At 70.5% G+C, this 16,804-nt stretch carries 15 protein-coding genes; 6 read left to right on the forward strand and 9 right to left on the reverse strand.

The genetic code is table 11. The features are described 5' to 3' along the window. Positions 1–83: 83 nt before the first annotated feature. From ACZ64A_RS23320 to ACZ64A_RS23345, 6 genes are all read right to left on the reverse strand, one after another. Positions 84–1,139: a cellulase family glycosylhydrolase gene (locus ACZ64A_RS23320; RefSeq protein WP_469812750.1), complete on the reverse strand. Its 1,056-nt coding sequence runs from the start codon at positions 1,137–1,139 to the stop codon at positions 84–86. A 149-nt stretch (positions 1,140–1,288) separates the two neighbouring features. After that, positions 1,289–3,325, reverse strand: coding sequence for a glycoside hydrolase (locus ACZ64A_RS23325; RefSeq protein WP_469812752.1), 2,037 nt, complete (start codon positions 3,323–3,325; stop codon positions 1,289–1,291). 125 nt (positions 3,326–3,450) lie between these two features. Next, positions 3,451–5,493 (reverse strand): beta-galactosidase, encoded by a 2,043-nt coding sequence (locus ACZ64A_RS23330; RefSeq protein WP_469812753.1) that lies wholly within the window; start codon positions 5,491–5,493, stop codon positions 3,451–3,453. A 96-nt stretch (positions 5,494–5,589) separates the two neighbouring features. Then, the gene (locus tag ACZ64A_RS23335; protein WP_469812754.1) at positions 5,590–6,936 is read right to left on the reverse strand and encodes an ABC transporter substrate-binding protein; all 1,347 of its coding nucleotides are present in this window, start codon (positions 6,934–6,936) and stop codon (positions 5,590–5,592) included. An 89-nt stretch (positions 6,937–7,025) separates the two neighbouring features. Further along, the gene (locus ACZ64A_RS23340) at positions 7,026–7,976 is read right to left on the reverse strand and encodes a carbohydrate ABC transporter permease (protein ID WP_469812756.1); all 951 of its coding nucleotides are present in this window, start codon (positions 7,974–7,976) and stop codon (positions 7,026–7,028) included. Between the two features lie 7 nt (positions 7,977–7,983). Then, the gene (locus tag ACZ64A_RS23345; protein WP_469812757.1) at positions 7,984–8,910 is read right to left on the reverse strand and encodes a carbohydrate ABC transporter permease; all 927 of its coding nucleotides are present in this window, start codon (positions 8,908–8,910) and stop codon (positions 7,984–7,986) included. A 614-nt stretch (positions 8,911–9,524) separates the two neighbouring features. On the opposite strand from ACZ64A_RS23345, the gene ACZ64A_RS23350 reads away from it, so the two are divergent. After that, positions 9,525–10,541 carry a LacI family DNA-binding transcriptional regulator gene (locus ACZ64A_RS23350; protein ID WP_469812758.1) on the forward strand — a complete coding sequence of 339 codons (1,017 nt, stop codon included), beginning with the start codon at positions 9,525–9,527 and terminating at the stop codon, positions 10,539–10,541. A 147-nt stretch (positions 10,542–10,688) separates the two neighbouring features. Here ACZ64A_RS23350 and ACZ64A_RS23355 read toward each other — a convergent pair whose 3' ends face one another. Then, positions 10,689–11,648 (reverse strand): anti-sigma factor RsbA family regulatory protein, encoded by a 960-nt coding sequence (locus ACZ64A_RS23355; RefSeq protein WP_469812760.1) that lies wholly within the window; start codon positions 11,646–11,648, stop codon positions 10,689–10,691. Next, positions 11,645–12,427: an MEDS domain-containing protein gene (locus tag ACZ64A_RS23360; protein WP_469812762.1), complete on the reverse strand. Its 783-nt coding sequence runs from the start codon at positions 12,425–12,427 to the stop codon at positions 11,645–11,647. Before ACZ64A_RS23360 ends, ACZ64A_RS23355 begins: the two co-directional genes overlap by 4 nt. A gap of 335 nt (positions 12,428–12,762) precedes the next feature. Here ACZ64A_RS23360 and ACZ64A_RS23365 point away from each other — a divergent pair, with 335 nt between their 5' ends. The 4 genes from ACZ64A_RS23365 to ACZ64A_RS23380 all read left to right on the forward strand — a co-directional run bounded on the left by ACZ64A_RS23365 (position 12,763) and on the right by ACZ64A_RS23380 (position 15,045). Beyond that, the gene (locus ACZ64A_RS23365; RefSeq protein ID WP_469812764.1) at positions 12,763–13,530 is read left to right on the forward strand and encodes a glucose 1-dehydrogenase; all 768 of its coding nucleotides are present in this window, start codon (positions 12,763–12,765) and stop codon (positions 13,528–13,530) included. A gap of 123 nt (positions 13,531–13,653) precedes the next feature. Further along, positions 13,654–13,854, forward strand: coding sequence for a hypothetical protein (locus ACZ64A_RS23370; protein ID WP_469812766.1), 201 nt, complete (start codon positions 13,654–13,656; stop codon positions 13,852–13,854). A gap of 39 nt (positions 13,855–13,893) precedes the next feature. Beyond that, complete coding sequence (locus ACZ64A_RS23375) at positions 13,894–14,211, forward strand: hypothetical protein (RefSeq protein ID WP_469812768.1); 318 nt, start codon at positions 13,894–13,896, stop codon at positions 14,209–14,211. A 168-nt stretch (positions 14,212–14,379) separates the two neighbouring features. Continuing rightward, on the forward strand, positions 14,380–15,045 hold the full coding sequence (locus ACZ64A_RS23380; protein ID WP_469812769.1) for a pyridoxamine 5'-phosphate oxidase family protein: 666 nt from the start codon (positions 14,380–14,382) through the stop codon (positions 15,043–15,045). Between the two features lie 219 nt (positions 15,046–15,264). On the opposite strand, the gene ACZ64A_RS23385 is transcribed toward ACZ64A_RS23380, so the two are convergent. Next, a complete protein-coding gene (locus ACZ64A_RS23385) occupies positions 15,265–16,236 on the reverse strand; it encodes an SDR family NAD(P)-dependent oxidoreductase (protein ID WP_469812770.1) in 972 nt (323 codons plus the stop codon). A gap of 57 nt (positions 16,237–16,293) precedes the next feature. Here ACZ64A_RS23385 and ACZ64A_RS23390 point away from each other — a divergent pair, with 57 nt between their 5' ends. Beyond that, positions 16,294–16,716 (forward strand): MerR family transcriptional regulator, encoded by a 423-nt coding sequence (locus tag ACZ64A_RS23390; protein WP_469812772.1) that lies wholly within the window; start codon positions 16,294–16,296, stop codon positions 16,714–16,716. Positions 16,717–16,804: the final 88 nt, after the last annotated feature.

Here is a 16,804-nt window from a genome sequence, read left to right on the forward strand (position 1 = left end):
GGGCGGGCCGGCTTCCCCTACCCGGAAGCCGGCCCGCCCGTCGCCGCAGCGGCCTACCGGCCCGCGTCGGTGGCGCCGCCGGCTCAGCGCGTGACGGGATTGCCGCGGCCCCAGGCCCAGGCGAGCCGGTCGGCTCCGGACCGGTTGGTCGTGGCGAGCCAGGGCCGCTCGGGGTCCCCGACGAGCTTTTGCAGCGTGTAGGTGTCGTCGGTGCGCAGGCCGGGCCAGTAGACGGCGCCCATGCCGAGCTCGCGGAAGGTGTCGGTGACGGCCTGCACGTAGTTGACGAAGTTGTCCGAAGGGGCGGCCTTGTCGTAGTCCAGGCCGGTCGTCATGGGGGCGCCGAACTCGTCGGCGACGGTCCGGCCGGCACAGTCCCCGATGCGTTCCTTGAGGTCGGCGACCCACTGGTCGTAGGTGGCGTAACTCTTCCAGAACCCGTAGTGGTGCAGTGACAGGTGGGTTCCGCGCAGACGCGGGTCGGCGCACACGGTGGTGACGTGGTCGTTGTAGCCCGCTCCGCTGACGAAGACCCGCCCGCGGGGGACCGCGGGGTAGGTCGCCAGCCAGTTCGCGGCGATGTCGGCCCACTCCGTGTCGGTGTAGCCGTGCGGCTCGTTCATCGGCTCGAAGTAGACCCGCGCGTCGCCGCCGTAATCGTGGACGACGGTGTCCCACATGGTCCGGTAGGCCCGGGTGTCGTCGATCAGCCCGTCCTTGCGCGGGCCGGTTCCCTCCCAGTAGGAGACGATGACCTTGAAGCCCTGCCGGGTCGCGGCGTCGATGACGCCTCGGTACGCCTTCCAGTAGGGGCCGTTGACGGTGTAGGGGTTGATCGGCAGCCGTACCGTGTTGGCGCCCAGGTTGGCGCGGAACGCCGTGATCACGCGGGTGGCCTTGGCGTAGGTGCGGGCGTAGTCGTCCGAGGTCGACAGGCCGGAGAGGACGACGGGGTCGTCGGCGAAGTTGTCACGGGGATCGGCCCAGTTGACACCGCGGAACTCGGCGGTGTTCTGCTGCGGGGCCGCGGCGGCCGGGGTGCCGGTCGCGGTGGCTCCGGCGGTGGCGGCCAGGGCGGCGGCCGTCACCAGGGGCACCCATCGGCCGGCGGCACGGCCACGGATCGCGGGCAGGCGCATGTCAGTTCCCTTCGGTCGGTGTCGAGGCGCCCCTCCCCGCCTGTCGCCGGGAGGGGGTGGCCCGGCCGCCGTGCGATGGCACGGCGGCCGGGCCTGTCGTGGCAGCGGGCCAGGGCCGCCGCCAGGCCGGGCCGTTCCAGACGACAGGCTTAGCTGGCGGAGGCGGTCACGTCCGTGAGGCTCCACCGCTGGTTGGAGCCGGAGTTGGGCGGCCAGGTGGTGACCGCGGCGCCCTCGCCGGTCGCCTGTCCCCCGACTTCCAGCAGCCGTCCGCCGGCGGCGTTGACCAGCGTCCAGGAGCCGTCGCCGGTGGTCGAGGCGATCCATTCGGTCGCCGCGTCACGGCGGCCGGTGTCCGGTTCGGCGACCGGGACGTCGTCGCGGACCGCGAGCCGCTTGCCGTCCACGGCGCTGGTGAGGACGTACCGCGCATCGCTCGCGCTGCCGGGCCGTACCCGGCTCAGCCGCCACTGCTGGCCGGCGGAGCCGCCGGGCGTGCCGATGACGAGGCTGGTGCCGTTGCCCGCCACGGTGACCGCCTTGCCGCTCTGCACGCCGGTGAGGGTGTAGGTGTGGCCCGTGCGCAGCAGCGGCGCGTCCTGCGCGACACCGGAGACACCCTTGACGACGAAGGAGGTCACGGACTGGGCGGGCACGGTGACGGTGGCCCGGCCGTGCTCGACCCTGACCGCGTCCCGTACGGCGAGCTTGCCGTCGGCGCTGGTGACGACCGGTGTGACGGTGGCACCGCGGCTGATGCTGCGGAACTTCGTCAGGTCGAGGGTGACGCTGCGCGCGCTGGTGGTGGTGTTGACGTGCACCAGCGAGGCGCCCCTGCCGTCCTTGGTCACGGCGGCCGCGCTGGAGGTGTCGTCGACCTTGATCAGCCGGTCACCGGGCTTGATGAAGTGGGTGAAGTTGCGTGCCGTGTCGAACTTGGTGTTGGTGCGGATCGGACAGGTGGTGAGGGTGTCCGCGGAGGTGCAGCTGAACGGGATCTGGATCTCGCCCCAGTTGCCGCCCTTCGCGGACTCGCCGCCCGGCTTCATGTTGTCGTAGTCCTCGACGGGCTGCCAGAACACCCAGGCGCTCGGCTCCAGTTCGCGCAGATCGTCGACGATGTGCTGGGCGAGGCCGAGTCCGGGTCGCATGTCCGTGAAGCTCTGCCCGTCGCCCCAGTCGCCCTCGACCTCGCTCATCCAGAGCTTCTTGTCCGCCGCCTTGGCGAGGTCGCGGACGGTGGTGCGCCGGCCGGTGCCGTAGGTGTGGACGTTCATCTGGCCGACGAGGGCGCGGTCCTGGGCGGAGTAGGCGCTCCAGTTCTGCGCGAAGGTGGAGGGGTTGGTCTCGTCCATCGCGGAGATCCGCGCTTTGGTCTTCGCCGTGCGCAGGGCCGGTGCGAGCGCCTGCAGCACCTTGCGCTGCATCTCGGGGCTCATGTGCGCGCCCTCCTGGCGGCCGCCGGCCGGTCGGCCATCGGTGCCCAGGCGGGTGCTCCAGTAGGGCGTGTTGGGTTCGTTGAACGGGTCGACGGTCTTGACCTTGATGCCGTGGGCCTTCTCCAGCCGCTCGGTGGCGCCGGCCAGGTAGGCGGCGTAGTCGTCGACCGAGTCGGCCTTGAGCTGGTCGGTGGTGGCGTCGAAGCCGCCGGAGACGTAGCCGGAGACCGTCATGAACCAGGGCGGGGAGTTGCTGAACGTCTCCCAGTGGGTGATGTCGTTCTTGATGCGGTCGACCCACCAGCGCTGCGTGGCGTCGGCGTCCTCGTTCCAGTCGGCCGGGTCGTCGGCGCTCCACCAGTCGGTGTCCGCGCGGGTGGTGCCGTCGGGGGCCTTCCACCAGCCCTGGACGGCGCCTCCGGCCCGCAGGTAGTCCTTGACGTCGGGGGCGTTGCCGCCGCCGATGTTGTAGCGGGCGATGTTCAGGCCGAGGCCGTCGTCGTCGAAGAGGAGGGCGGCGAGCTTGTTCCGTATCTCCGGCGGGTAGCCGCCGGTGACGTTGGCGAACCAGGCGAGGCTGGTGCCCCAGCCTTCGAAGGGCTGCTGCTGGTAGGAGGGGTCGAGCCGGACGGTGACGGAGGGGATGTCCGCGGCCTGTGCGGGGCCCGGGACCAGGGCGGCCCCGGTGGCCAGGGCGGTGAGGCCGGCGGCGGTGAGCAGCCGTCTGCTGCGGGTGCGGCGTGCCATCGGTGTGCTCCCAACGGAAGGAGGGTCGCGCTGACATGGCCCCTCCCGCCCGTATCCGGGCAGGAGAGAACGGCCCTGGAGGACGGCGTGTGCCGCCGGCCTCGAGGGGCTGAGCGGGGCGGGGTTCAGCCGAGCGGCTGACGCAGTACGGCGACGGCCCGCGGCGCGAGCGTGAGGGTGCCGTCGGCGGCCAGGGTGCCGAGCAGGGCGTCACCGTCGAGACCGGGCACGGTGACCGAGTCGTCGGTGCGGTTGACGAGGAAACGGAAGCGGGCGTCGGTGCCGCGGCGCACGGTCGTCTCGACACGTCCGCGGGCCGCGGGAGGCAGGTCGCTGTGCACGCCCGCCGGGTCCAGCAGGCGCGGAAGGAGCGAGGTGAGCCCGTCGGTACCGAGCCGGGTGGAGACATAGGCGGCCGAGCCACTGCCCGCCGGGCGCCGTGTGACGGCGGGGCGTCCCTCGTACGCGCCGGAGCGGTAGTGGGCCAGGACCTCGGTGTCGGGGGCGGTGACGGTGATCTTGTCGGTCCACAGCGTGCCGGTCGCCGGACCGTCGAGGGCGACGTCGTCCCCGGCGAGGAGGGGGCCGAACTCCTCGATGCGGATGCCGAGCAGGTCGCGCAGCGCGCCTGGGTAGCCGCCGAGCCAGACGTGGTCGTTCTCGTCGACGATGCCCGAGAAGTAGGTGGTGACGAGGTGGCCGCCCTGTTCGGCGTAGCGGGTGAGGGCCTTGGCGAGATCGGCCGGGACCACGTGCAGCACCGGGGCGATCAGCACCTGGTGCCGGTGCAGGTCGCCGCGCGGGGTGACGAGGTCGGCGCGGATGCCGAGGGCGAGCAGGGCGGAGTACCAGTCGAGTGCCTCCTGCCGGTAGTCGAGCAGGGAGGTGGGGTGGGAGTCCTGCTCGCTCGCCCACCACGACTCCCAGTCGTAGAGGATGCCGACGGGGGCGGGCTCACGCTCGCTGCCGGCGATCGGCGCGAGCGCCTCCAGGGTGGCGCCGAGTTCGCGGACCGCACGGAACAGCTCGCTGTCCTCGCCGGCGTGCGGCACCATCGCGGAGTGGTACTTCTCCGCGCCGGCCGCTGACTGGCGCCACTGGAAGAAGCACACCGCGTCGGCCCCGTGCGCGACGTGCAGCAGCGAGTCGCGGGCCAGGTCCCCGGGCCGCTTGGCCAGGTTGACGGGCTGCCAGTTGACGGCGCTGGTGGAGTGCTCCATCAGGAACCAGGGCCGGCCGCCGCTGATGCCGCTGGTGAGGTTGGCGGAGAAGGACAGCTCGTCGCGGTCCTGGGGCCCTGGGTGGACGTAGTGGTCGTTGGAGACGAAGTCGATCTCCGCGGCCCAGTCCGGGTAGTTCATGCCCTTCGTGCCGCCCATCACCATGAAGTTGGTGGTGACAGGGATGTCGGGGGTGATCTCCCGGAGGATCTCCCGCTCGGCGCGCAGATGGTCCTTGAGCGCGTCGGAGGAGAAGCGCTTGAAGTCCAGCTGCTGGGTGGGGTTGGGGTGGGAGGCGGCCAGGCGCGGCGGGAGGATCTGCTCCCAGTCGGTGTAGCGCTGCGACCAGAACGCGGTGCCCCAGGCGTGGTTGAGCGCGTCCAGGGTGCCGTAGCGGGCACGCAGCCACTCCCGGAAGGCCCGGGCGGCGTCGTCGGAGTAGTCGTAGACGTTGTGGCAGCCCAGCTCGTTGCTGACGTGCCAGGCGGCCAGCGCGGGATGGCCGGCGTACCGGGTCGCCAGCCGGCGCACCAGGTGCAGGGCGTGCCGGCGGAAGACGGGTGAGGTGGGGCGCCAGTGCTGGCGTGCTCCCGGCCACAGGGTCTCGCCGGTGGCCGTCACCGGAAGGACTTCGGGGTGTGCGGTGGTGAGCCAGGGCGGCGGGGAGGCGGTGGCCGTGGCCAGGTCGACCCCGACGCCGCCCTCGTGCAGGAGGTCCATGACCTCGTCGAGCCAGGCGAAGTCCCAGCTGTCGGCGGCGGGTTGGAGACGGGCCCAGGAGAAGATCCCGACGGAGACGAGGTTGACGCCGGCCTCGCGCATGAGGCGTACGTCGTCCCGCCAGACGGAGCGGGGCCACTGCTCGGGGTTGTAGTCGGCGCCGTAGAGGAGGCGTGGGGTGCGGTCACCGTCCGTCCCGCGCGTCCGGGACAGGAGGGTGGAGATCATGGCGGTCCTTCCGGGAGGGGGCCGTGGGCGGCCCGGGAGACCGGGCGCGCCGCGCCGGCGGTCACTTCTCGCGGTGAAGCCCTGCTTCGCCGGTTGTCACTTCTCGACGGTGAAACCCTGCTCGCTGCCGTACTTGACGGAGGCGTCCTGCCAGGCCTTCAGACCGTCGGCCAGCTTGGTGTGCGACACATAGGCCTTGCCGACGGTGTCGTTGAAAATCGAGTTGGCGTACACCTGGTACGGCAGGTACGACCAGTCGTCGGCGACGTTCGCGGCGGACTCGGCGAAGATCTTGTTGGCCTGCTGTCCGCCGAAGTACGGGAAGGCGGTGTTCTGGAAGGCCGGGGAGTTGAGCTGCTTGACGGTCGCCGGGAAGGCTCCGCCCTTGACCCGGGCGTCGACGCCGTTTCCGGCGTTGGCGTACTTCACGAACGCGTAGGCCAGCGCCTCGTTCTTGCCGAGCTCGGGCAGGGTGAGGGCGCTGCCGCCGTTCTCGGCACTGGTGTGGGCGCCGGCCGTCCACTGCGGCAGCGGGGCGACGCGCCAGTCACCGGCGGCGTTCTTGACGCCGGAGGCGAGGTTGGCGGGCATCCAGGCGCCGATGGCCAGGGTCGCTATGGTGCCGTCGCCGAGGCCCTTGTACCACTCGTCGGACCAGCTGGTGACGGGCGCGAGGAGCTTGTCGTCGAGGAGCTTCTGCCAGGTGCCGGTGTACATCCGGGCACCCGCGTCCGCGAAGTCGATCTTCACCTTTGTGCCGTCGACCCGGTAGGGACGCGAACCGGCCTGCCACAGCATGCTGGTGGTGAAGCCCGCGTCCCCGGTGTCGTTCGTGATGTACGCCTTCGGGTCCGCCTTGTGCAGGGCGCGCGCCGCCGCCACGTACTCGTCCCAGGTCGTGGGCACCTTGATCCGGTACTTGTCGAAGACCTTCTTGTTGTAGAACAGCGCCATCGGACCGGAGTCCATCGGCAGGCCGTAGATGCCCTCGCCACCGGCCTTCACCCCGTTCCAGGGGCCCGGGGAGAAGGAGGCGGCGAGCTTGTCGGCGCCGAATCCCTTGAGGTCGGTCAGCTGCTTGGTGAGCGCGTACTGGCCCATGGCGTAGTACTCGACCTGGGCGACGTCGGGGACGCCCTTCTTCGCGGACATGGCGTTCTGCAAGGCTTTGTACTGGTCGTTGCCGGTACCCGCGTTGACCAGGTTCACCTTGACCCCGGGGTGCTCCTTCTCGAAGTCGGCGGCCACCTGCTTGAGGGTGGGCTCCCACGCCCAGACGGTGAGGGTGCCGCCCTTCCTCAGGGCGGCCTGGACGTCGGCCTCCGAGAGGGACTTCTTCGCGTCCGAACCGCCGTCACCGGAGCCGCCGCAGGCGGTGGCGCCGAGAGCGAGGGCGCAGAGGAGGCCGATGCCGCGCAGGAGGCGGCGGGAGTGCTTGTGCATGGACGTACTTCCACTTCTTGCCGGAACACCGGCGGGTGAGGGTCGAAAGACGGGGAGGTGGGACGACGAGCGCAGGGGGCGGGCGCGGCTCATTCCTTGACGCTGCCCGCGGCGAGTCCCGACTGCCAGTACTTCTGCAGCATCAGGAAGGCGGCGATCAGCGGGACGATGGTGATGAGCGAGCCGGTGATGACCAGGTTGAACACGGGCTGGCCGCCGGCTGTCGCGGCCTGCGCGTTCCAGCTGTTGAGGCCGAGGGTCAGCGGGTACCAGTCCGGATCCTTGATCATGATCAGGGGCAGGAAGTAGTTGTTCCAGGTGGCGACCATGGTGAACAGCGAGACGGTGACGATGCCCGGCGCCAGCAGCGGCAGGGCCACCTGGAAGAAGATGCGCAGCTCGCTCGCGCCGTCCATGCGGGCCGCCTCAAGCAGCTCCGTCGGGATGGCCTCACCGGCGAACACCCACATCAGATACAGGCCGAACGGAGAGATCAGCGAGGGGATGATCACCGCCCACGGGGTGTTGGTGAGTCCCATGTTGCTGAACATCAGGAAGGTCGGTACCGCGAGCGCGGTCCCCGGCACGGCCACGGCGCCGATGACGACGGCGAAGACGGCGCGGCGCCCGGGGAAGGCGAACTTGGCCAGCGCGTACCCGCCGAGCACCGCGAGGAAGGTGGCGCCGCCCGCGCCCACCACGACGTAGAGCACGGTGTTGAGCAGCCAGCGGGTGAAGACACCGTCGTGGTACGTGAACGTCTGCGTGATGTTGTCCCACAGGGCGAAGTCGCCGTCGAACCACAGGCCGGACGAACGGGACAGCCCCTCCTGGGTCTTGGTCGCACTGATGACCAGCCAGAGCAGCGGGACCAGGGTGTACAGCAGCACGAGCGCGGTGAGCACGGTCAGCAGGACGCTGCGCCGGGGCCGGCCGGCCGCGGGGCGGCGCCGGGCCGCGCGAAGGCGGGGCACGGCTGCGGCCGGGTGCGGCCGGTCGGTCGTGGAGCGGGACGAGGCGGCGGTGGTGGTGACAGTCATCGCTGCCTCACGCTCCCTTGCGCATGCCGCGCAGCTGGACGACGTAGGCGATGACCATGGTGATCAGGCCCATGACGATGGCGACCGTCGCGGAGTAGTTCTGCTGCTGGCCCGAGAACGACAGCGAGTACGTGTAGAAGTTGGGGGTGTAGTCGGTGGTGATCGCGTTGGGGGCGAGCTTCTGCAGCACACTCGGCTCGTTGAAGAGCTGGAAGCTGCCGATGATGGAGAAGATCGTCGCGATGACGAGGGCTCCGCGGATCGCGGGCAGTTTGATGGCCGTGATGACACGGATCTGCCCGGCTCCGTCGATCTCGGCCGCCTCGTACAGGGAGTGCGGGACGACGCGCAGTGCCGAGTAGAAGATCAGCATGTTGTAGCCGACGAACTCCCAGGTCACGATGTTGCCGATGGAGGCGAGGACCAGGTCCGGGGAGAGCGGATCGGGCAGCGTCACGCCGAAGGCGTCATTGATGTCGCCGACGAGGCCGAAGCGGGTGCCGTACATGAAGCCCCACATGAGCGTGGCGACCACGGCCGGCACCGCGTAGGGCAGGAAGATCGAGACACGGAAGAAGTTCTTGCCGTAGAGACGTCCGCTGTCGAGGGCGAGTGCCACGAGCAGGGCGATGCCGAGCATCACCGGCACCTGGACGCACAGGAAGAGGGAGACCCGGCCGAGCGCGGCCCAGAAGTTCTCGTCCCGCAGCGCCGCGGTGTAGTTGTCGAGGCCGACGAACGTCGTACCGCCGATGAGCTGGTCACGGAAGAGGCTGAGGTAGAGCGAGTAGGCGATCGGCGCGAGGAACACGAGGGCGAAGACGACCACGAACGGGGCGATGAAGCCCCAGCCCGCCCAGGAGCGACGGTCCCGTCCGGTCGGCGGTGGTGCCGGCTGCGGCGCGGCAGCGGCCGGCGGTTGCAGCGTTGTCATGTCGTTCCTCGCGCTTTCGGAATGTGGAACAAACGGCGGTGAAGCGGCGAGGGTCCGGGGCAGCGGAACCCTGCGTGGCGTACGCGAACATCACGTCGCGGCCTGACTCCGCGCTGTTATGTTTACGTAAACATCCGATGGCGGCATGTCTACCGTGCCGGGTGAGGCCGGTCAATAGTCCGGTCGCGAGCGGCAGGCCGGGATTCCACTCCCCCGTCGCGGAACCCGGCGACCGCCGCCGCCAACTCGCAGGCCGCACAAGGTCGTAGGAATGGGGAGCCGCGCGCCGGGCTTGCCCCGGGAGGCGGCTCGAATGTTATGTTTACGTAAACATCCCCTGATGCCTGCGAGACTGCGGCGTCAGTGGCGGTCGAGTGGTCTGCCACGGTGAACCGTCACTCGAACCACGACGGGAAGGCGGCTGACGGCCAGTGGACATGGCTACGACACGTTCGGCGAACGGGGACGGCTCCGAGGGGGCCGCGGGCCCCGGCAGCGGGGGCGCGGCTGGCTCCGGGCGCGAGGGCGCGGCGGCCTTCGGCGGCGGGGAGGGCACGGGGGCGGCCGCCTCTGGCGGTCGCAGGCGCGCGCGACGCGGTCCTCGCACCGCGTCCATGGCGGATGTCGCCCGTGTCGCCGGCGTTTCTTCCCAGACGGTCTCCCGGGTGTCCAACGGCTTCGCCGGTGTCAACGAGGAGACCCGCCGCGCGGTGCTCGCCGCGATGAAGGAACTCGGGTATCGCCCCAACAGTGCGGCCCGCGCGCTCAAGCGGGGCGAGTTCCGCACCATCGGCGTCATCACGTTCACGCTCTCCACCACCGGCAATGTGCGCACCCTCGAGGCGATCGCCACCTCCGCGGCGCAGGAAGGGTACGCGGTCACGCTGCTGCCGGTCGCCGTGCCCACCCAGGACGAGGTGCGCGGGGCGTTCTCCCGGCTGGAGGAGCTCGCCGTCGACGCAGTGATCGTCATCATGGAGGTCCACCTCCTGGACGCGGCGACGATCACCCTGCCCCCGCATGTGCAGGTGGTGGTCGTCGACTCCGACGCCGGTGACCGTTACACCGTGGTCGACACCGACCAGGCCGGCGGCACCCGCGCGGCGGTGCAGCACCTCCTCGGCCTCGGGCACGAGACCGTCTGGCACCTCGCGGGCCCCGAGGGCTCCTTCGCCGCCCAGCGCCGCACCGACGCCTGGCGCGCGGTCCTCACCGAGGCCGGACGCATCCCGCCGCCGCTGATCCAGGGCGACTGGTCCACGGAGTCCGGCTACCGTGCGGGGCGCGAACTCGCCCGGCGGGAGGACTGTACGGCGGTCTTCGTGGCCAACGACCAGATGGCCCTCGGCCTGCAGCGCGCGCTGCACGAGCACGGCCGGCGCGTCCCGGAGGACGTCAGCGTCGTCGGCTTCGACGACATCCCCGAGGCCGCGCACTTCCTGCCCCCGCTGACCACCGTCCATCAGGACTTCGCGGAGGTCGGACGGCTCTGCGTCGAGGCCGCTCTGCGCAAGGTGCGCGGCGAGGGCACGGACCGCGGCACCACGCTGGTGCCGACCCGGCTGGTGGTGCGCGACAGCACGGCACCGCCGCTGCGGGAGACCGAGGGCACGCCCGGGGCCGAGAAGTAGCCGCCGGGACCGAGAAGTAGCTGCGCCGCGAGCAAGCTGGGCGGGCCCTCAGGCGACGAGTACCGCCATACCGCCGTCTACGGCCGTTTACGGCCTTCTACGGTCGCGCAACGCCTGCTCGATGGCGCCGTGGTCCCGCCGCGTGCCTCAGCCGGTCAGTTCGGTGTGCAGGCGGATCATGGTTCCCTCGTCCGGGGTGGAGCGGATCTCGACGAGGTCGCACAGCTGGTGCACGAGCCACAGGCCGCGCCCGCCGACCTGCGTACGGGTGGGCCGGGAGCGGCCGACGAGAGGATCCGCGATATAGCCGGCATCGCGGAACTCGCACACGAGGCGATGATCCTCGCTCCAGGTGCGCAGTACGCCCTGTCCTCCCCCGTGCCGGATGCTGTTGGCGGCCACCTCGGTGGCGGCCAGATGCAGCTCGCGCAGTCGCCGGTCGGCCAGGCCGAGCTGTTCCGCGCAGGTGGCGATCTTCTCCCGCAGCGCGGGCAGGTCACCGCTGCTGTAGGTGAACTCCTCGTAGGGGTCGCAGGGTTGGCTCAGCGGGCTGAAGTCGAACGGGGCCTGCGGGTCGTAGGCCTTGTTCGTCTCGCTGCGGCCGAGGGAGCGGATCGCGGGATGGCAGCTGGACATCCGCTCCAGTTCGGCCCCTTCGCTGCCGGTGTCGTACGGGCACAGCAGCCACCAGGCCGGACCGGCGGCAAAGGCCTTGTTGAGCAGCCACTCGTGATAGCGCAGCTCCTCCAGCTCCGCCCGGCAGCGGGCCTCCTCCCACGGCGACTCACCGATCCCGCGCACGGGACGCCCCTGGGCCGCATGCTCGTTGATCCACTCCTGCCAGGCTCCGATGAGCCGGCCCGGGTGGCGCGCCACCACGGTCGTGTCGACGTAGCGCACCGCCGTGTCGTCGGGGATCTCGGCGCGCAGCAGGGCGGCCTTGTCCTCGGGGACGGCCACCACGACGGCTTCACCGCCCTCCAGGGCCTCGCGGATGAAGTCCGCTGTGCCCTCGACGAACTCCTTGCTGCCGCGGTAGGGATACAGCTCGTGCCGGTATCCGTCTCCGGGCGGTGTCCGCGCGATGCGCGGGTCGGAGGAAGTCATGGCGCCATCACCACCGGGACGGAAGGGCCTGCGAAGCCGGACAGCTCCCAGGCCAGGCGTACAGTCTCATTGGTCCCCTCCAGCACGACCTTGCGGTCCGGCAGGTGTCCGGCCGCGTCGGCCAGCGCGTTCATTCCGGCGGCGTCGAAAAAGTCCAGTGCGTGGCACAGCAGCCGCACCTTTGCCGTGTGCCGCAGCAGCGTGCGCAGGATCGCGCCGAAGGCCGGGGCACCTTCGGCATCGATGACCCCGTCCACGGTCCAGCCGTCCTTTCCTGTCCGGTACACGTGGAAAGAGGGGGACGCGGGACGGCTGCCCAGGTAGTGGGGATGTACGCAGCGGACCTGCTCCAGCATGGAAGCGTCGACGTCCCCGCACTGGTAGGCGCAGAGCACCAGAGCGCCGCTGTCGGCCGCGAACTCCTCCAGCTCGAGCTCGCTGCGCAGCAACTGCTCCTGCCCGCCGGCGGAGCGCTCGCACAGCACATGGTGAAGGACCCGCAGGGAGCGGTAGCCCTCACGCTCGGCGCTGGCAGCCTCCCGTCGCACCGTGGCCAGCAGGGAGCCCTGCAGCCGGACGGGGTCGAGCACCATGGCGGCGAAGTCGCTCGCGGGCTGCGGGGACGGCGAGACGATGACGACCTTGTCGCCGAAGAGCGCCCCGTCCGCGACGAAGGCCCGGCTGCGGTCCATGACGTCGTCCGCTGGATCCAGCAGCTGACAGACATGGTCACCGACGCCGACCTCGTCGAGTGTCGCCACCATGCGTGGAGCTCTCACCGTTTCCTCCCCTCGCCGCCTCGCCTTCCCACCTTATCGACCTGCACACTTCCTGCCCCAGCGCGACCGCGACAGCGAGCCGTGGTATCAGCCGGGCACATCCACGCTCAGCTCATGTCGAAGCGCCTGAGGTGTACTGCCAGTACCTGTCACGGCGGTGCCTGGCACCCGCGGATGAGCTGGTGTTTCCTCGTAGATGGCGGCACATGGACAGCCACCCCAGGGGGTGTCGCGCCAGGGCGACTAGGTGGCGTCTCACTCCTCGCCTCCGACCACCCACCCACCGATACCACCACCCACCCATGTCATCCGTCATGACGAAGGAGCACCCAGAAGTGAGTCCCACCTACGACTTCTCCGGCCAGGTGGCCCTGGTCACCGGCGCCGCCTCGGGTATGGGCCTGGCCGCCGCCCGTGCCTTCGCCGCTTCCGGCGCCGCCGTGGTTCTGGCGGACCTCGACCCCGATGCCGTCCACCATGCGGCAAAGGAGATCACCGGCCGTGGCCGGCGGGCGATCGGTGTCGTCTGCGACGTCACCGACGAGCAGCAAGTGGAAGCGGCTGTGCGGCGCGCGGTGACGGAGTACGGCCGTCTGGACATGGCGTTCAACAACGCCGGCATCCAAGTGCCGCCGACCGACGCGGCCGACGAGACCGCCGATTCCTTCGACCGGGTCAACGCCGTGAATCTGCGCGGCGTTTGGGCGGCGATGAAGCACGAACTGCGGCAGATGCGAGAGCAGGGCAGCGGCGCCATCGTCAACTGCTCGTCCCTGGGCGGGCTCGTCGGACTGCCCGAGCGTGCGGCCTACCACGCCTCCAAGCACGGCGTCATCGGCCTGACCCGCAGCGCCGCGCTCGAGTACGCACCCCGGGGTATCCGCGTCAACGCCGTATGCCCCGGCGTCATCGACACCCCGATGGTCGCCGACATGGTCCAGAACCAGGCCGAGGCAATGGCCGGCATCCTCAAGGAGCAGCCCATCGGCCGGCTGGGGAGGGCGGACGAGGTCGCGGCGGCCGTCCTGTGGCTGTGCAGCCCCGGTGCCGGCTTCGTCACCGGAACAGCTCTCCCGGTCGATGGCGGCTTCACCGCCCACTGACAGGCGAGTCCGCCCTCCGCCGCCCCTGACCTTGAGATCCATCGCGAGGGGGCGGGCGGGGGGACACACCGGTGACAGGTGTCGAGGTGGCGAAGAAAATCGAACACGTGATTGAATTCAGCCATGCGACCGGTTCCCGATGACCTTGCCCGGGCGGTTGAGGAGTGGCACGCCACCTACCGCCGGCTCGCCGCGCAGCCGCGCACCGCGCTGCGGCAGCGACTCATCCATCTGTCGGGCGAGGTGCTCTTCCACCCCCACTGGCACGGAGAGCGCACACCGGCCGCGTCAGCGCTGTTCACGACAGATCTTCGCCACGGGTGACGCTGTCGCCGGACAGCGCCGTGGCCGCAGAATGGCCGGGTGATCGGATCCGAGCAGATGCAGCACGCGACCCGCCTATGGCGGGAGCACGTCGATGCCGAATTCCCCGCCCCTTTGCGAGGCGCCGAGGTCGAAGGCATGGACATGGTGATGCTCGATGCCGATACCGCGGGTTGTGCCTGCACATGGATCGACAGCGCCGGCTCCCTCGATCCGGAGCGCAGACGCACCCTGCGGATGTGCATCGAAGACCTGAACCGAGTGATCCCGCAGATCAGCGACCCGTCCGGCCGTCGGTACCACCAGCGCTTGCACCAGCTCGCCGTCCTCGTTTCGGAGACCTCGGACAGCAGATGAGAAAACCTCTCGGCGCTCGCTGGTCCGCGGTCAATCCGTCACAGCCGCCGTAGTCCCACCGACCAGGTCGGGATCGGGCCGGACGCCGGTCAGACCCGCCGGCTCACCACTGGGCGAGTTCACGCGCCGGCCCCCGCACAGCCTCGGTCCTCTTCTAGTGTCGTCCGTATGATGATCGACACCGGGGCCGCCGGCTTGCTCTTCGAATCCCTACGGGCGGACGCCCTCACCAGTCCGGATCAGCTGCGTGAGCTGTACCCGCAGCCGAACCCGCACGCGCTCCGCAAGGAGATCGACCACCTGACCGAGGAGACCCGGGCGCTGATCGGCTGTTCCTCGCTGGTGTTCATCGGCAGTGCGGACGCCGAGGGCCGGGCGGACGTGACGCCGCGGGGAGGCCCGGCCGGGTTCGTCTCGGTGCTGGACGAGCGGACCCTGGTGATCCCCGACGCGACCGGCAACAAGCGGCTCGACACCCTGCAGAACGTGCTGGAGACCGGACGCGTCGGACTGCTCTTCCTGATACCCGGCCGCCCGACCACCCTGCGCGTCAATGGCCGCGCCTGCGTCTCGGCGCGCCCGGAGCTGCTCGCCCAACTCACTCCCGTCGGCAAGCCGCCGGTCACGGCGATCGTGGTGCATGTCGAGCAGGCCTATCCGCACTGCCCGAAGTCGCTGATGCGCGCCAACGCCTGGCAACCGGAGCGGTGGGTGCCGGCTGACGCCCAGCCGACCAGCGCCGAGGTGACGCTGGCCCAGCTGAACCTGCCGGACCTGACGGTCAACCAGATCGAGGAGGCCGAACGGGAGTCACTGCGCCTGCGGTACGAGTGAGTCCGGACCGAGCCCGTTCGTGGACAAGGCGGCTCTCCACGGCCTGGGGAGACTTGGCGGCCAGGTACCACCCCGGCGGGCCGGCCGCACCCCCGCTCCTGGCGGTTCTGGGTCAGGGCTTGACGAGGACCTTCAGGCTCCATGCCGCCAGGCTTCCACGCACGCCGTGTCCCGTCCTGCACCAGGTGCCGCACCCGTCACAGCGTGAGGCGGCCGGCGTCAGCCCGGGAGCGGCCTGGCGCCCGTCGCTGCGAGGGAGAGGTCCCAGAGTCGGGCGGCCTCGTCGGGGGCGATGGCGTACGGTCGGACGCCGCCGTCGTCCATGGGGGTGCCGGGGGCCGAGACGCGGGCGACGTCGCAGTCCTCCAGGTAGAGCCCGCCGCGGCCGTCCAGGAGCGGAGACGTGGCGGCCCACAGCCCGGTGGCGGCGCCTTGCGAGGGGGTCTTGAAGTCGGCGCCGATGACATTGCCGTCCTCGTCCACCCACCCGCGGTCGATCTGCGCCTGGAGCGACATCTCCCGCTGGAGACCGGTGATGATCTTGCCGGGGTGAAGTGCGAACGCCCTTACGCCGTCGACCTTTCCGAGAGCGTCGAGGTGCACGGCGAACAGGGCGTTGGCGGTCTTGGCCTGTCCGTAGGCCAGCCACTTGTCGTAGCCGGTACGGAAGTGCGGATCGTGCCAGCGGATGCCCGTCAGAGTGTGTCCGGCCGAGCTGTTCACCACGACGCGCGCGCCGCCGGCGGCGGCCAGGAGCGGGTAGAGCTCGCAGGTGAGGGCGAAGTGCCCGAAGTGGTTGGCGGTGAGCTGGGTTTCCCATCCCGGCCCGACGTACCGCTCCGGGGTGGCCATCACTCCGGCGACGGCCATCAGGAGGTCGAGCCGGTCGAGACTAGCGCTGATGTGCGCGGCGGCTGAGCGGACGCTGCCGAGATCGGTCAGGTCCATGGGAACGACCTCGCAGCCCCTCACCTCCTTCAGAGCCGCACAGGCGACATCGGGGCGGCGGGCCGGCACGATGACCCGGGTCCCGGCCGCCGTCAGGGCCCGGGTCGTCTCCAGGCCCAGCCCTGAGTACCCCCCGGTCACCACAGCGCTCATGCCTGACAGGTCACGACCGGCCATGACGTCCTCGGCAGTGGTGACGGCGGAGAAGGGCGAGCCGAGCGGCTGCTGATCACTGATGGTCATGGCGCTGACGCTACGATCTGGAGCGAGGTCTAGATCAACCCCCGGGGAGTGCGCGGCATGACGACAACCGAAGCCGCTGAGGGGCCGCTGAGCATCGGCGAGGTGGCCGAACGGACCGGATTGAGCGTGCACGCCCTGCGCTTCTACGAGCGCGAGGGACTGCTCGTCGGGCCGGTCCGGCGCACATCGGGCGGCTGGCGGCGCTATACCTCCCTCGACGTCGACTGGCTGCTGATCTGCGTCAAGCTCCGCGAGTCCGGCATGCCGCTCGCCGACCTGAAACACTTCGCCGAACTGGTACGCCAGGGGCCGGGCAACGAGGCGGAACGTCTGCGGCTGCTGGACGCCCATCGGCAGCGCGTCGACGCACAGATCCAGGCGCTGGAGGAGTGCCGGTCGGTCATCGCCTGGAAGGTCGGCGTCTACGCCGAGCACCTCGCCCGCGGCGAAGCCGGCGGCCTTTGGGACCCGACGGCCTGATCCGACGGCACCGCGTCGACCGACCCCGCTGGAACCTCCTGCCGCGCCCGGTCGCCGCTCAGCGAGGACAGCGCCGCCGCACCGCCGC

The organism is Streptomyces sp. NPDC104814 (assembly GCF_055583185.1).

Excerpts from the sequence above, each read along its gene's own strand:
- ACZ64A_RS23320 (WP_469812750.1), bottom strand. The coding sequence starts at position 1,139 with ATGCGCCTGCCCGCGATCCGTGGCCGTGCCGCCGGCCGATGGGTGCCC.
- ACZ64A_RS23325 (WP_469812752.1), bottom strand. The coding sequence starts at position 3,325 with ATGGCACGCCGCACCCGCAGCAGACGGCTGCTCACCGCCGCCGGCCTC.
- ACZ64A_RS23330 (WP_469812753.1), bottom strand. The coding sequence starts at position 5,493 with ATGATCTCCACCCTCCTGTCCCGGACGCGCGGGACGGACGGTGACCGC.
- ACZ64A_RS23335 (WP_469812754.1), bottom strand. The coding sequence starts at position 6,936 with ATGCACAAGCACTCCCGCCGCCTCCTGCGCGGCATCGGCCTCCTCTGC.
- ACZ64A_RS23340 (WP_469812756.1), bottom strand. The coding sequence starts at position 7,976 with ATGACTGTCACCACCACCGCCGCCTCGTCCCGCTCCACGACCGACCGG.
- ACZ64A_RS23345 (WP_469812757.1), bottom strand. The coding sequence starts at position 8,910 with ATGACAACGCTGCAACCGCCGGCCGCTGCCGCGCCGCAGCCGGCACCA.
- ACZ64A_RS23350 (WP_469812758.1), top strand. The coding sequence starts at position 9,525 with ATGGCGGATGTCGCCCGTGTCGCCGGCGTTTCTTCCCAGACGGTCTCC.
- ACZ64A_RS23355 (WP_469812760.1), bottom strand. The coding sequence starts at position 11,648 with ATGACTTCCTCCGACCCGCGCATCGCGCGGACACCGCCCGGAGACGGA.
- ACZ64A_RS23370 (WP_469812766.1), top strand. The coding sequence starts at position 13,654 with ATGCGACCGGTTCCCGATGACCTTGCCCGGGCGGTTGAGGAGTGGCAC.
- ACZ64A_RS23380 (WP_469812769.1), top strand. The coding sequence starts at position 14,380 with ATGATGATCGACACCGGGGCCGCCGGCTTGCTCTTCGAATCCCTACGG.
- ACZ64A_RS23385 (WP_469812770.1), bottom strand. The coding sequence starts at position 16,236 with ATGACCATCAGTGATCAGCAGCCGCTCGGCTCGCCCTTCTCCGCCGTC.
- ACZ64A_RS23390 (WP_469812772.1), top strand. The coding sequence starts at position 16,294 with ATGACGACAACCGAAGCCGCTGAGGGGCCGCTGAGCATCGGCGAGGTG.